Consider the following 13,702-nt stretch of genomic DNA (forward strand, 5'->3'; position numbering starts at 1 on the left):
GGGGCCCTCAGGGCGATGCTGCGGTCGTCGCGGGCCCGAGGAGGACGACGGTGTCACCCTCCTGCGGCACGGTCTCCCGTCTCTCCGTGACGGGATCCAGCCGGTGGTCCGCCCGCACCACGAAGAGCGTGTCGTACTCCGGCGGCAGCGGGGCGGCGGCCGGCTGCACCACGAACCGGGCACCCCGTCCGTAGCGTTCCGCGAGGACGTGCCGGACCAGGGAGCGGCCGAAGAGGATGTCGCCGCCGGTGTAGGGAGCGACCACGCCGTGGCTGTCGTGCGGTGGCCCCACCCGGTAGACGGGACCCTCGACGTTGTCCTGCATCACGATCGAGGCGAGCGCGTTGAAGTCGTCGTCGTCGGTGGCCAGGAAGACGGCCGTCACGCCCTCCAGACGAGCCCCGGGGTTGATGGCCGTGGCCAGCAGATCGCCCTTGGCGAGGTCGAGGCCCGCCTGTTTGATCTCCTCGCGTTCTTCGTCGAGTCCCGCCCACATCAGCACGTCGAGGCCGGCGGATCTCAGGGCCCTGCCCAGGTCGACCACCCACGGCTCGCCGCCCACCAGGAGGACGCGCGTGCCCTCCGCTCTGACGACGCCCAGCCGTCTGGCCACCGGGGCCGCCGTCAGCGAGTACAGGAGAACGGTTCCCACGATCACCAGGAAGGTGACGGGAAGGATCTCCTCGGCCCCGGTGACCCCCCGCTGCACCAGGCCGGCGGAGAAGGCCGAGGCCGTCGCTGCCGCGACGATGCCGCGTGGGTCCATCCACCCGACGAAGGCACGCTCCCCCCGTGAGAGATCCGTGCGCGCCGCGGCGCCGAAGGCCACGATCGGCCGGACGACCAGGACGAGGATCGCGATCAGTCCGAGCCCAGGGAGGAGTACCGGCACCAGGGACGCCGGGGACACGGTGGAGGAGATGGAGATGAACAGCAGTCCGATGATCAGCTGGACCAGAGTCTCCAGGAAGGGCCGGCGCGAGGGCATGTCGAAGCCGCGGATGTTGGAGACGGCCAGTCCCGCCAGGATGGCGGCGATGAGCCCGGTGTCGTCCCGCACGACGTCACAGCCCGCCGATACGCCGATCACGATGGCGAGCTGTGCCAGCGTTCCGAGGGTCTCGCCGAGTCGCAGGGTGCGCAGGGTGAACCACAGCAGAGCGGTTCCCACGACTCCGCCCACCATCCCGACGGCGAGGCTGAGTGCGAACTGACCCAGCTGGTAACCCCGACCGATGTCGATGCGGTGTGACGAGGCGACCGCGTGGAAGGTGAGGGCGCCGAGGATGGCGCCGATCGGGTCGGTCAGCGTCCCTTCCCAGATCAGGATGCGCCGTACCTTGTCGCTCGGCCGCACGAAGTCGAGGATCGGCCCCACGACCGTGGGCCCGGAGACGACGAGGATCATGCCGAGCATCGCGGCCACGCGCAGGGGCATGTCGAACATCGCCGGTGCCACCGCGCCGGTGACGAGGAAGGTGAGCAGCACGCCGTACACGAGCAGCCTGCCCACGATCCCTCGGGTGTGGTGGGCGAGCTTGCGCAGGTCGAGTCCCAGCCCGGCGTCGTAGAGGATCACCGCGACGGACAGCGACACGAGGGCGGAGAAGTCCGGACCCAGCAGTCTGTCCGGGTGGACGACGTCGGTGATCGCGCCGGCGGCGAACCCGACGGGAAGCAGGATGATCAGGGCGGGGACGCGCAGCTTGCTGGCCAGGATCTGCGATCCGGTGGCGAGCACCACCGTCAGGGCGAGGCCGAGAAGGATCTCGTCGTCGGTCACAGCGGCTTCCTTCCTCGGAGTCCGGGCGTGAGGGGCGTCCAGGACGCGTGCGAACGGGCGATCAGAGGTCGGGTGCCGCGTCGTCACCCGTGGTGCCGCTCCCCTTGCGCAGCTCGGTGTCGGTGAGCTCTTCGAGCTCACCGTGGGTGTCGAGCCAGTAGAGGAGGACCACGGCCGGCATGACCACGACCAGGGCCACCAGGGTGACGATCGCCAGCCACGTCAGCGTGGCGGGCGCGCCTGCGGCGTCGGCCACGGTCAGCGAGGTCGGCAGCAGATAGGGGCGCTGGGCCATACCCCAGGCGACGACGGCCGACGCGACGACGCCGATCGCCGTGACACGCATCCAGGTGCTCGGAGGCCGTAGGAGCATCACCAGGGTGGCGAGGGCGGCTGCTCCGGCCAGGACGACGAAGAACAGCCCGAGGCCGTGGGTGAGTCCGTGCCACACGTAGGGGGCGTCCTCGTGGGTGACGAACGCGGTGACCACTGCCAGGACGGTGAGCGCGGCGAGACAGCTCAGCGCCCGCCGCCTGAAGTAGCCGACCAGATCGGGCGCGTCGAACCTGCGGGCGTCCCCGGTGAGGAACACCGCCCCGAGGAACGCCGTGGTGACGATGGCGACCAGCCCGAACACGAGCGACGTCGGGCTGGTCCAGATGTCGGCCGAGGCCTCGGTGCCGGGAGCCACGCGTTCCGACGCGACCCCGCCGACGGCGGCCCCGAGGAAGAACGGCGTGACGACGGACGCCACCGCGAACAGGGCACCGTACAACCGTCGGCCGGCGAGCCGTCGGGTCGGCTTGCGGAAGGCGAATCCGGCGCCCCGCAGGACCATGCCCACGACGGCCAGGGCGAGGGGGAGCCACATCGCGGAGAACACGGTCTGGAACAGGACGGGGAAACCGGTCCACATGATGACGAGGACGAAGATCAACCAGACGTTGTTGACCTCCCAGACGGGGGCCATGGCGTGGTCGATGAGCCACCGGGGCCGCCGGCCGCGTTCCGTCCCGCCGGCCGTCAGGTCCCAGAAGCCGGCCCCGTAGTCGGTACCACCGGCGCAGGCGTACGCGGTCACGGCCAGGAGCAGCACCACGGCGATGAGGTCGGCGGTCACGAGCGGTCACCCCCGGGCCGCCCGGCTCCGTCTCCGGTGGGAGGGGCGTCTCCCACGGGAAGGGGGGCTCGCGGCCCGTAGGGGAGGTCGTCCTCCGGCGGACGGCCCGTCCCTGCGGCGGCCTGCTGCCGGTCGGCGAGGCGCCACCGCGTGCGCATCTTCAGCAGGATGACGAGGAACGAGCCGAAGAGGAACACGTACACCGCCATCACCACGCCGAGCATGATCCACAGGGTGGTGGAGCGGGTCGAGGTCACGGCCTCGGCGACCCGCATGTTCTGGTACACGATCCAGGGCTGGCGTCCCACCTCAGTGGCGATCCAGCCGCATTCGACGGCCACCACGGAGGCCACGCCCGCACAGGCGGCCGCTCGGTAGAACCACGCCGAGGCGGGCAGTCGGCGGTGCCTCAACCAGACGAACCCGTACCAGAGGGCGAGCAGCACCAGCACGGATCCGATCAGGACCATGGTGTCGAAGGCCCAGTGGGCGATGGTCGCCTGGGTGGCCGTCGGCCGCTGGTCGGCCGGGACGGAGGTCAGTCCGACCACCTCGGTGTCCGGGCTGAACCCGGCAAGGACCGAGTCGAGCAGGGGGATCTTGATGCCGCCCGAGACGGTGCCGTCCTCCTGCAGGCGCCCGAAGAGGTACTCCGGTACCCGGGTGTCGGTCTTCCAGACGATCTCCATGGCTGCGAACTTCACCGGCTGCTTGTGGAACACCGACCTGGCGATGGAGTCGCCGAGGACGAACTGCACCGGGGTGGCGACGGCGGCGATGGTGAACGGAACGGCGAAGCCGAGCCGGTGGTAGCGGTCCCGGCGGCCGCGCAGCCAGCCCGTGGCGTAGACGCCGGCCACCATGAACCCGGCAGTGATGATCATCGCGACGACGAAGTGCCAGTACTGCGGGCCGAACATCGGCGTGAAGATCGCCTTCCAGACGTCCACGTCGACCGGATTGCCCTCGGAGTCGAGCGAGAAGCCCTGCGGCGTGTTCATCCACGCGTTGGCGGCCAGGATGCCGAACGCTCCGAGCAGCGCGGCGAACGGCAGGGGCAGCCCGAGGAGGAAATGCGTCCGCGGTTTCAGCCTCCGCCATCCGTACAGGTAGATGGCGATGAGCACGGCCTCCAGGAAGAAGGCCCAGGCCTCGACGCCGAATCCGACGCCGAAGACGTCACCCCACCGCCCCATCAGGCCGGGCCACAGCAGACCGAACTCGAACGAGAGCACCGTGCCGGTGACGATGCCGAGTGCGAACTGCACCGCCATGACGGCCGACCAGCGCCGTGCCAGGAGCAGTGCCGTGGCGTCCTTGTGGCGCAGTCCGCGGTAGTGCATGACCAGGGTGATGAAGGGGAAGGCCACGCCGAGCGGTACCAGGATGATGTGGGAGGCCAGGGTGAAGGCCATGAGTTCCCGGGCCGGCAGCAGTTGGGCCGGGGCATCCGCCAGCAGGTGGAGCGACGTGGACATGCAAGCCTTCGCTGTTCGTGGACGTGACAGGCCGGGAGACGGTCACCCGCCGGTGGCGAATCCGGGGAAGAGCGTCATGCCGCCGTCGACGTACAGCGTGGTCCCCACCACGTAGTCCATGAGGTCGGACGCGAGCGCGACGACGGCGTTCGCGATGTCCTCGGGGTCGCCGATGCGGTCGTACGGGATGAGCCGCAGCAGGTCCTTCTGCGCTTCCGGCGTCTCCCAGGCCGCGCGGTTGATCGGCGTCCTGATCGCTCCCGGGGCCACCGCGTTCACGCGGATCTTCTCGGGTGCGAGCTCCTGGGCCAGGGTCTGCATCATCATCTGCACGCCGCCCTTGGACGACGCGTAGTTCACGTGCCCCGCCCAGGGGATGACCTGGTGCACCGAACTCATGCAGATGATCTTCCCGGCGGCCTTGGACACCTCGGGGTTCACGCCCCGGCGCCGGAACTCCTTGGTCGCCTCCCGGGCGCACAGGAACTGACCGGTGAGATTCACGTCGATGACCTTCTGCCACTGGGCGAGGGTCATCTCCGTGAGCGCGGAGTCACGCTGCAGTCCCGCGTTGGCCACGAGGATGTCGATGGTGCCGAACTCCTTCACCATCCGGTCCGTCATGGCGACGACCTGGTCCTCCTGGGACACGTCGGCCTCGTAGGCCGCCGAGCGGACCCCGAACGAGGCGATCTCCTCGGCCACCTCCTCGGCGGCCTCGCGGCCCGCCACGTAGTTCACGACCACGTCGGCTCCGGCTCGGCCCAGGGCGATGGCCGTGGCCTTGCCGATGCCCGAATTGGCCCCGGTGACCAGAGCCTTCTGGCCGTGCAGCAAACGCGCCGGGATCACGCTCTGCGGCGCTCCCACCGTGGAATCCATGCCGTCCTGCCTCCTCGCTGCGCGGTCGCCCTGCGCCCGGGGCCGGGGTGGCCGGGCAGCTCACGCAATCACCCGATGAGGCGGTCGGCATCTCCTCCGCATCGTCTTTGGACCGTTGAGCCCAGCGTCTTCGTCCGGACGGACCACCTACGGGCCCGGCCGCGCCGATCTCATCCCAGCCGGACCTCCGAGGCGGCCGCCACCACCCGCTCAGGTGTGAGATGGCGGAGCGCGCCGCACCGGCCGTCCACCGCCGGCGGCGCCGCCCGGCTCCGGAGCCGCTCGTAGAGCGCCCGGAAATCGTGCGCGGTCATGTCGCCCGTCCTCGACGGACGGTGTCACGCGTACCCCCAAGGGCTCAGCCCCCAGCGGAGCACGTGGGTCGCGCCCGGCTGCAGGACGGTGAGGTCCGTGCCGCTCCGGAAGGCGTCCGGTGGACAGGACATCGCCTCCAAGGCGACTCCCCGTCGCCGGCGCTCGGGTTCGGCCAGGGTGTCGCCCGTGTACACCTGCACCCAGCGAGTGCCCTCGCCCAGCCACAGATCGACGCCCCGCCGCCCGGAGGGGTGCGCCAGCCGCACGATCGCCCGCCCGTCGGGATCGCGGTCGAGTCCGGTGAAGGCGGTGTCCAGTCGCAGGTCGCCGATGGGGCGGGCGGTGCGGAAGTCGTACGGGGTGCCCTCGACGGGCTCCTGGCCGATCGGCAGGCCCCTGTCGTCGGTACGCAGCAGGGTCCGGGCCGGAACGGTCAGCACGGCGCTGTCGACGAGTTCGGTGCCGACCGTGAGGTAGGGATGCTGGCCCACCCCGTAAGGCGCGGGATCGGTACCGGTGTTGGTGGCCCGGACCGCCGTCCCGAGCCCGTCGGCCCCCAGCCGGTACTCGACACGGACATCGAGGAGGAACGGATATCCGGGCTGGGGACAGAGCGTCGTGCCCAGCGTCACCGAGTCAGCGGTGCGGGCGAGCAGTTCCCACAGGGTCCAGCGAAGCAGTCCGTGGATCGCGTTGCCCTTCTCCACCTCGGTCAGGGGGAGTTGCAGATCCCTGCCGTCGAAGCGGTAGCGTCCGCCGCCCACGCGGTTCGGCCAGGGGACGAGCAGTTGCCCGCGCCCGCCCGTGACGGTGGACCCCGTGGAGAACCCGTCGAGCAGCGGTCGGCCGTTCACGACGTAGTCGCGCAGGGCGCCGCCCAGCTGGACCACTTCCGCGCTCTGCTCTTCCCGGACCAACCGCCACGACGCGCCCGTGAGGCTGGGGGACGCGGAAGAACTCTCGCGTACGACGGCGCGGACGGCCCGCTCCGGGCCCGGCCCGTCCGCCGGAACCCCGACACCGGAGTCCCGGCGCATCAGCGACAGCACGGCTGTGACGACGGCCTCCGGAGGCTGGTCGATCTCCACCACCACCGGGTGCTCGTCGGGCTCCGGCTCCTGGAGGACCGCGAGCTGGCTGTCCAGCAGGGCCGCCGGGAAGAAATGACCGTGCCGCGAGGCCAGCCGGGACTCCAGCCGCTCGCGCGAGCCGTGCAGGTACACCAGAACAGTGTCGGGCCGCCCTGCCAGCAGCTTGTCCCGGTAGTGACGCTTGAGCGCCGAGCAGGTGACGACGGCCCGCTGACCGGTCGCGGTCGCCCGGTCCATCCACTCCCTGATCGCTTCGAGCCACGGCTCCCGGTCGCTGTCCGTGAGGGCATGGCCGGCAGCCATCTTGGCGCGGTCGGCCTCGGAGTGGAACTCGTCCGCGTCCCGGTACGCCCAACCCAGCCGCTCGGCGAGAAGACGACCCACCGTGGACTTGCCCGACCCGGCGACGCCGACGACGAGAACCAGTCGCGGCGACCCATCTGTCGTTTCTTCGCGAGCCATGGTCTGACAGGCTCCTCCATGTCGTCTGCCCGCCGAGACGTCTCCGTCCGGCGGGTCGGATATCTCCAATCTGGCCCCCGTCGTCCCCCGGCGCATGTCGGTACCCGCGACCTGCCACGTCTTTCCGCCCGGAATCGCGTGGTTCACGACTGACAAGCCTTTGCCGTGGCGAGGACTTGCCGTCATGGGACGTTCACGACGGCGTTCCCCGGTCGACAGACCCATGCCATGGAATCCCCTTCCCGTCCTTCCGCTTTCCGGCGCAGACGCCGGGAGCTGATCGCGGCGGTCATCGCGGTGCCCCTGCCGGGCCTCGACGCTCGTCGTTCCGCAGGCACCCGCACAAGCCGCTCGGGCCAAGCCCACCGCTCCCGCCAAGCCCTCGGCGACCCACCAGGTCGCCCTGGTCACCGGGGACGTCGACACGGTCACCACGACCGCCGACGGCGAGCAGATCGCCGACGTCGACCGGCCCGACAGCGCCGTCGGCTCCACGACCTGACCCGGGACCACCCCGGCCAGGTGCCGGACCGCGCCCTGGTCTACAAGCCGAGCGAGCGTGACCTCGCCCGGATCGACGCCCGCTACTACGCGGCGGCGGGCGGCCGGCTCGCGGAAGGCCACCGGCCCGACTTCAGCCTCAGCCCGTCCTTCGGCATGCCCGAGCTCGAGTGGCACCCGGGCACCCGCACGGAGTGGGTGACCCCGGGCCAGGTCCGGAGGGATTTCCACACACAGGGCGTCGACGGACCGCCGCCGTGGTCGATGGTGTCGGGCGACAACACGTACGCCGAGGGCAGCACCACCCGCCTGGACCGGTTCGCCCCGGCGACCCGGCCCGCCCGGAGGGAGTCCTTCGGCGCCTACGACTCCCGCCGGCAGAACTGCATGACGTGGAACGTGCAGGCCTGGGCCTCCGCCGGCGACACCAGGCCGGGCTCGCGGACGGACGGATGCCGCTGTCTCAGTCTCCGACCGGTCCGGCCGACCGAGCCTGCCGCGTGCCGGAGTGTCGGGTACGGGGGTGCCCTCGCGCAGGTCACGAGATGCGGCTGCGGCCTTCTCGTGCCAGTGGCCGTGGCGCTCGGCGAGGGACACGGCCGAGACGCCGTGCAGGAGGACGCTGAGACCGACGGTGATCGCGACGACGCTCCCCAGCATTTCCACCCCGGGGACGGGATCCTCCACCACCAGCAGCGCCAGGACCACGGAGGCCGGACCACGCGGCCCGAACCAGCCGATGTACGCCACGGTCGGCAGCCGCAGCCCGCTCCCGGCGAGGGAGAGAGCCACCGGCAGCATCCTGACCACGGTGAGGCTGCGCACCGCGTACAGGACGATCCGCCAGCTCAAGTGCTCCAGCGCGGGGCCGAGCAGCACGGCTCCGAAGACGAGAAGACTGACCGCGGCCAGGAGTTCGCCGAGGTCCTCGGTGAATTCGGCCGTGTGGTCGGAGTTCTGCTTGTCGACCCCGGTCGAGTGCTGCCGCATGGCGAACCCGCAGGCGAACCCGGCGACCCACGCGGCGATGAAGCCGCTGCGGTCCGTCACCACGGCAAGTTCGTACGCCCCGGCCGCCACGGCCGGCAGATAGAGGCGACGCCATGCCCGAGTGATCCATCCCTTGGCCCTGGACCACTGCAGGAGTGCGCCGTCCAGCCATCCGACCAGCAATCCCAGCGCGGTGCTCAGGACCAGAGCCTGCCAGAAGACGCCGACCACTCCTTCCTCCGCGTACTGGGTGCCGGGGATGGCTGCCAGGAACAGGAGGAGGAAGGGCAGGACCATGCCGTCGTTCAGGCCGCTCTCGACATTCAGTCCGTGACGCGCGAGCGCCGGAACGCGAGGGTGGGTGATCGCCTGTCCTGCCGAGAGCGGCGTCGGTCGGGGCGAGAACGGCACCGACTGCGGCGCCTGCCCAAGCACCACTACTCATGCCCCAGACCTCCGGATGATCGCCCGTGGGCCCCCTTCTACAGGTCGGCGATCCCCGCTCTGCCGACGTCGACGGGGGACACGCCGGACAGCGCCGTGCGGAACGACGGGTCGACGTCGGCCCCGTAGACGTGTGCGAGCACGGCGTAGCCAAGACTCGCCGGTACGGTCCGCCCGGGCGTGCCGTCTCCCGGTGGAGCATGTCGATGACCACGGCGGGTACTCCTCCTCGGCCCTCTGGCCGACCAGAGCGATCTCTCCTCCCCCTGCACGTGGAAGGAGAGCTCCGACCGTGCCTAGTGCGACGTCCTGGAACACCGGCGACAACTTCAGCCCCGCCGTATCCGGGGCCACCGCCGAGACGACTCGCCAGTGGAACGGCTTCAAGGCCGAACTGCGCACCGCCTCCCCGGACCACCGACGCGGCGAGCAGATGACCTGCGCCCTCGTCCACGACAAGCCGACTTCGAGCTGCCCCTGAGCGACATGGCGAGGCTGCCATCCGCGGCTCAGGACGCCGGCAGTTCCTCCGCGGGCAGCCGGCCTGCGCGCACCGCGTCCACCAGGGCCTGGTGGTCTCGCTCGTTCTGGTCGGCGTACGCCTCCGCGAAGGTGGCGAGGGCTCGGTCGAACGAGTCGCCGCCGCCCAGATACGCGGCGATCGCGATGCGGTCGCCGGACCGCGCGTGCGCACGAGCCCGTGTGACCCCGCACAGTTCGCCGAACGCCTGCATGTCCTTCGGCCGCATCCTCTCCGGCACGGCGATGCCTTTCCAGTCGCGCAACTGGCGGACGTAGAAGTCGCGCTTCTTGCCGTCGATCCCGTCCACTCGCTCCCAGCCGAGGAAGATGTCGCTCGTGGCCTGCATCAGCCGCTGGCCCGACACCACCCGCTCGCCCTGGTTGCGGTACCGGCTCGCGCCGACGTGTGCGGCCAGCACGGAGGCGTCGGCCTCCTTGGCCTGGAGGAAGAGCGGGTCCTGGTCGTCCCGGCCGAGCAGGAGGAAGATCCAGCACCGGGTGCCGACGCTGCCGACGCCGACCACCTTGTGGGCGACGTCCGCCAGTCGGTAGTCCTCCAGGAGGGTGCGCCGGTCGGAAGCGAGAGTGCGGCCGTACCGCTCGATCAGGCCGCGGAACTGGCGCTCGAGCGTGGCGCGCTCGACGTCCGGCAGCAGGTCGCCGACCGGGACGAGCAGTGGGGGGTCCGCCGAGATCCTGGGCCGATCGTCGACCGTCTCGGTGAGCTCGTCGAAAGCCTGCAGGCTGTCGCGGGTACGGGCCTTCGCCAGCGCGTGGGCCAGGTTCCTCCGACCGTGCTTCGTCGCATGGAGCCGGCCCGCTGCCGGGGACTCGAGGAGGTCCGCATCGATCTTCGCGTACCAGACGTCGATGGTGCGCATCCCCGCGAAGCGGATCATGGCCTCGCGATACGAACGAACCGTCGAACGGACGATTCGGGCACGCTCGGTGTCGTCGAAGTCGTTCGCCCGCCCCGCGATGACGAAGCTCGCGGAGAGCCGCTTGACGTCCCACTCCCAGGGGCCCGGCTGTGTCTCGTCGAAGTCGTCGATGTCGAACATCAGCTGCCGCTCCGGTGAGGCGAGCAGGTGGAAGTTCAGAAGGTGGGCGTCCCCGCACAGCTGGGCCGTGAGTCCCGAGCGCGGGGTGCCGGCCAGGTCGGATGCCATGATCGCGGCAGCCCCCCGGTAGAAACGGAACGGGATTCCGTCATCCGGCCGTAGCGGATAGGCACGAGTTCGGCCACTCGTGCCGCGGACTGCGCCTCCAGGATCGCCAGGGGATCCGTCCTCCCGGGCGACGGCTTGTACACGGCGTGGCCCGACCGCGGCGAGCGGCGCCGGGCCTTCCTGCCGAGGGTCGCGCGTTCCTTGGGTGTGGCGTGGGCCGCCGCGCGCATCGCAGAGGTCGGGTTCTGAGGCATTGAGGACTCTCCTGCCTGGTGCTGTGGCTGTCCGGGATGTCCGGCACAGGGCAAGCGGGAGCCTGAACGGCTCGGCAGCCTCCTCCGACGTCGGGCCGCGCCCGGCGTCGATGCCGGGCGGGCCGTCCGCTCTCAGCCCGGGCCTCGATCTCGGCATCCGCGATGGCGACGGCGAGTGCCGTGGCGGAACTCCCTTCAACCCTAGGTCGCATCCCGGCCTCTCGCCTGGGAGGCACGGCAGCGGGCTCGCGCTGCGGTCCGGCGGCGGCCCCCCTGCCACCGCAGCTTGGCCGCCACGCCGATCAGCACGAGGTCGATCAGCGGGGACTCGATGTGCGGGATGTCGTCGACCGGTACGGCGAAGTAGTCGTGGGACAGGACGGCGAAATCCGCGAACCGTCCTTCGCCTAGGACGGCCTTGTGTTCCTCCTCGCCGGTGAGCCGCGCCCCGCCGAGGGTGTACAGCTCCAGGGCCTGCTCCCGGGAGATCGACTGGCGGGCGGGTGTAGGGCCGCCCCGCCGACGGTGCGGCCGGTGGCCAGTCAGCGCAGGGTGGGCGCGGACGTAGTCCGGAACGCGCAGGTGCCGGGTGTCGTACAGGGTTCGGAGGCGCTGTGCCGGTCGCCGAGCCGGGCCGTGATGAGAGCACGTAGCAGTTCGATGCCCGGCCGGCCTGCCGCTTCCATGCTGTCCATGGAAGCGGGGGCGGGGCGGGCCTGGTGACGGGCGATGCGCCGTAGGCAAGGGGCGGTGAGGTCGGCGAGCGGGTCCTCCGTCTCGTACACGCTGACCGACCCGGACTCGGTCGGCGGGAGCCTGTACGAGGGGCGCCTGCCCCGTCAGGGGCAGGCGCTGGCAGGGTCGTCGTGGACGAGAGCGCAGATCATCTGGGCGCCGCGCCGGTGATCGGGGTACGTCTTGAGCAGGTCGGCCTTGAAATCGTTCCACTGGCGCGTGATCTCGGCGGTTGCTCCGGCCGTGGCGTGCCGGAAGTTGTCGTCCGTCTCGGAGCGGGCTGATGTGGCGGTGTCCTTGTTCAGCGCGCGGTTGTGGGAGACGCGGCCTTCGCAGTCGGCGGGTTTGACACCCGTCGAATCGACATCGGTGTAGCAGCCTGTGGTGAGGTCGACGGGAATGAGGGCGCGTGCGTCCCGGGTCCAGTCGGCGTCCTTCATGGCGCTGTAGCGGCCTATGGCGAGGAACGGCGCGACCTCGGTGCGCTCCAGTCCGGGTGGGTTTTCGAGCCCGACCTGACCAGGGGCGGCCCGGTCCGTCCAGTTGGAGTGCGAGTAGAAGTCCTCGATCTGGTGCCAGCCGCGGCCGAGCTGTTCGAGGACGTCGCACTTGGCCCGTTGGGGTTTCTCGTCCCATGTGCAGTGCGAGGCCAGGTCGCTCTGGTCGGCGCGCACCTTGCCGTGGGCGTCGACGAGGCCGTCGGCGGCCTCGACCGCGTTGCGGAAGCGGGTTACGGAGGTACGGATGCACGCGAGGAGCTCGGTGGTCGCCTCGTCCCGAGTGCGGGGGTAGGCGGGGGCGTAGCGGGGCTCGAGGTAGTCGGCGTTGTCGCAGTGCAGGGGGCCGACATCGAAGTATGGAGGGTGGTCGTTGGCGTTGATCGCCCCGTCGCGGGCATCGGCCATCTCGGTCAGCGTCATCGGCTGCCAGGGCAGTGCGGCCCTGGTGATGTCCTCGTGGTTGCCGCCGGTGAAGGCAGGGGCGGGGCCGGTCGGCACGGTGGCCAGAACGGCCGTCAGGATGGCCGCGAGCGTTGCGCAGGCCGTTCGGGGCAGGCCGGGCGGCAGACGGTGGGACATACGGGCTCCAGGCGTACTGAGGGCGTGGGCCGGCAGGGGAGCGTAGTCGAAGTAGGGCAGGCCGCAGGGTGGGGCAGCGCTGTCCCCGAGATCCTTCGTGGATGCGGGGCGAACGCGGTGGCAGCGTCGGTCCAGGCGCGGATGGGTTCCGAAGCTCTCCTGGTCGGCGCCTGCAAGAGGGCCCCTTGAGCGGGATCCCGGTCATGGTCTGGTGCGCTGGGCACGCAGGCCGTCGAACGGTTCCCCGGGAGCGGGAGTACAGCCATGCCTCCATGCTGCGCGTCCGCCCTCAGCCCCGCGACGCCGGCGCCCTCCTGCGCTCGGCGACGGTGGTGCGGTCGGTGGGGAGGGGTGGCGTAGCGGGTGAGGATCACGGTGACGACCGCGGGAGCGAGATCCAGGGCTGACGCCGCCACCACCCGGTGCCACGATGGAGGGGCAGAGGCTTTGCTGCCGGGCGCTTCAGGGAGGCAACCATGAGCCGCGAGTATCACTTTCATTGCGAGTACGCCGGCTGCTCGGTCACCGTGGGCCTGCGGATGGGTGGCACGCGGGAGCTGGAGCTCCTCGTGGACGGGAAGCAGGTCGCCACCGCCCGCGCCCATGGTCACCACGCCCAGACGACGGTGCTGACCACGATCCTGCCCACCGACCCGCCTCGCGGCATCGATGTCGAGGTGACGCTCCCGGGCATGCTCGGCGGCGATCCGGCCAGCACGCTGCTCGCCGGTGGCGAGCGCAGGCCCATGCCCGCCCGGGAGGTGCCCCGGCGGGCGCGGGCGACGGAGGCCGACTGGTACTCCTGACCGTGTCGGGGCGCCCCGGCTCGGCCGGGGTGGGCTCGCCGCAGGCAGCTCTGCAAGCCGGGGTCTGGGCA

General features: G+C 70.9%; 11 protein-coding genes and 2 pseudogenes. 2 read left to right on the forward strand and 11 right to left on the reverse strand.

Annotation, left to right across the window (positions count from 1 at the left end):
• Positions 1-7 precede the first annotated feature (7 nt).
• The 7 genes and pseudogenes from ACIQFX_RS08045 to ACIQFX_RS08075 form a co-directional block, all read right to left on the reverse strand.
• On the reverse strand, positions 8-1,783 hold the full coding sequence (locus ACIQFX_RS08045) for a cation:proton antiporter (protein WP_402459953.1): 1,776 nt from the start codon (positions 1,781-1,783) through the stop codon (positions 8-10).
• A gap of 61 nt (positions 1,784-1,844) precedes the next feature.
• A complete protein-coding gene (locus tag ACIQFX_RS08050; RefSeq protein ID WP_402459955.1) occupies positions 1,845-2,903 on the reverse strand; it encodes a cytochrome d ubiquinol oxidase subunit II in 1,059 nt (352 codons plus the stop codon).
• Positions 2,900-4,381 carry a cytochrome ubiquinol oxidase subunit I gene (locus ACIQFX_RS08055; RefSeq protein WP_402459957.1) on the reverse strand — a complete coding sequence of 494 codons (1,482 nt, stop codon included), beginning with the start codon at positions 4,379-4,381 and terminating at the stop codon, positions 2,900-2,902. The genes ACIQFX_RS08050 and ACIQFX_RS08055 overlap by 4 nt, the downstream gene beginning before the upstream one ends.
• A 42-nt stretch (positions 4,382-4,423) precedes the next feature.
• A complete protein-coding gene (locus ACIQFX_RS08060; protein WP_402459959.1) occupies positions 4,424-5,263 on the reverse strand; it encodes an SDR family oxidoreductase in 840 nt (279 codons plus the stop codon).
• A gap of 170 nt (positions 5,264-5,433) precedes the next feature.
• On the reverse strand, positions 5,434-5,577 hold the full coding sequence (locus tag ACIQFX_RS08065) for a hypothetical protein (protein ID WP_402459961.1): 144 nt from the start codon (positions 5,575-5,577) through the stop codon (positions 5,434-5,436).
• A 24-nt stretch (positions 5,578-5,601) separates the two neighbouring features.
• Positions 5,602-7,131 (reverse strand): gluconokinase, GntK/IdnK-type, encoded by a 1,530-nt coding sequence (locus ACIQFX_RS08070; protein ID WP_402460683.1) that lies wholly within the window; start codon positions 7,129-7,131, stop codon positions 5,602-5,604.
• Between the two features lie 1,149 nt (positions 7,132-8,280).
• A pseudogene (locus ACIQFX_RS08075) lies at positions 8,281-8,919 on the reverse strand (cation:proton antiporter); the annotation flags it as partial.
• Between the two features lie 439 nt (positions 8,920-9,358).
• Between ACIQFX_RS08075 and ACIQFX_RS08080 the strand changes: the two are divergent.
• Entirely contained in the window at positions 9,359-9,547 is a 189-nt protein-coding gene (locus ACIQFX_RS08080; protein WP_402459963.1) for a hypothetical protein, read from the forward strand.
• Between the two features lie 28 nt (positions 9,548-9,575).
• Here the strand turns inward: ACIQFX_RS08080 and ACIQFX_RS08085 are convergent.
• The 4 genes and pseudogenes from ACIQFX_RS08085 to ACIQFX_RS08100 all read right to left on the reverse strand — a co-directional run bounded on the left by ACIQFX_RS08085 (position 9,576) and on the right by ACIQFX_RS08100 (position 12,825).
• Positions 9,576-11,011, reverse strand: a pseudogene (locus ACIQFX_RS08085) (DUF2252 domain-containing protein).
• Between the two features lie 201 nt (positions 11,012-11,212).
• Positions 11,213-11,611, reverse strand: a complete 399-nt coding sequence (locus tag ACIQFX_RS08090; RefSeq protein WP_402460685.1) for an amidohydrolase family protein — start codon at positions 11,609-11,611, stop codon at positions 11,213-11,215.
• Positions 11,554-11,796, reverse strand: a complete 243-nt coding sequence (locus ACIQFX_RS08095) for a hypothetical protein (protein WP_402460725.1) — start codon at positions 11,794-11,796, stop codon at positions 11,554-11,556. Before ACIQFX_RS08095 ends, ACIQFX_RS08090 begins: the two co-directional genes overlap by 58 nt.
• Before the next feature lie 54 nt (positions 11,797-11,850).
• Complete coding sequence (locus ACIQFX_RS08100; protein ID WP_402459965.1) at positions 11,851-12,825, reverse strand: hypothetical protein; 975 nt, start codon at positions 12,823-12,825, stop codon at positions 11,851-11,853.
• A gap of 476 nt (positions 12,826-13,301) precedes the next feature.
• On the opposite strand from ACIQFX_RS08100, the gene ACIQFX_RS08105 reads away from it, so the two are divergent.
• Entirely contained in the window at positions 13,302-13,631 is a 330-nt protein-coding gene (locus tag ACIQFX_RS08105) for a hypothetical protein (protein ID WP_402459967.1), read from the forward strand.
• The last annotated feature ends 71 nt before the right edge of the window (positions 13,632-13,702 follow it).

Origin of the sequence: Streptomyces sp. NPDC093089 (assembly GCF_044754405.1) — a bacterium.
GTDB lineage: Bacteria > Actinomycetota > Actinomycetes > Streptomycetales > Streptomycetaceae > Streptomyces.

Excerpts from the sequence above, each read along its gene's own strand:
- ACIQFX_RS08055 (WP_402459957.1), bottom strand. The coding sequence starts at position 4,381 with ATGTCCACGTCGCTCCACCTGCTGGCGGATGCCCCGGCCCAACTGCTG.
- ACIQFX_RS08060 (WP_402459959.1), bottom strand. The coding sequence starts at position 5,263 with ATGGATTCCACGGTGGGAGCGCCGCAGAGCGTGATCCCGGCGCGTTTG.
- ACIQFX_RS08065 (WP_402459961.1), bottom strand. The coding sequence starts at position 5,577 with ATGACCGCGCACGATTTCCGGGCGCTCTACGAGCGGCTCCGGAGCCGG.
- ACIQFX_RS08070 (WP_402460683.1), bottom strand. The coding sequence starts at position 7,131 with ATGGCTCGCGAAGAAACGACAGATGGGTCGCCGCGACTGGTTCTCGTC.
- ACIQFX_RS08100 (WP_402459965.1), bottom strand. The coding sequence starts at position 12,825 with ATGTCCCACCGTCTGCCGCCCGGCCTGCCCCGAACGGCCTGCGCAACG.
- ACIQFX_RS08105 (WP_402459967.1), top strand. The coding sequence starts at position 13,302 with ATGAGCCGCGAGTATCACTTTCATTGCGAGTACGCCGGCTGCTCGGTC.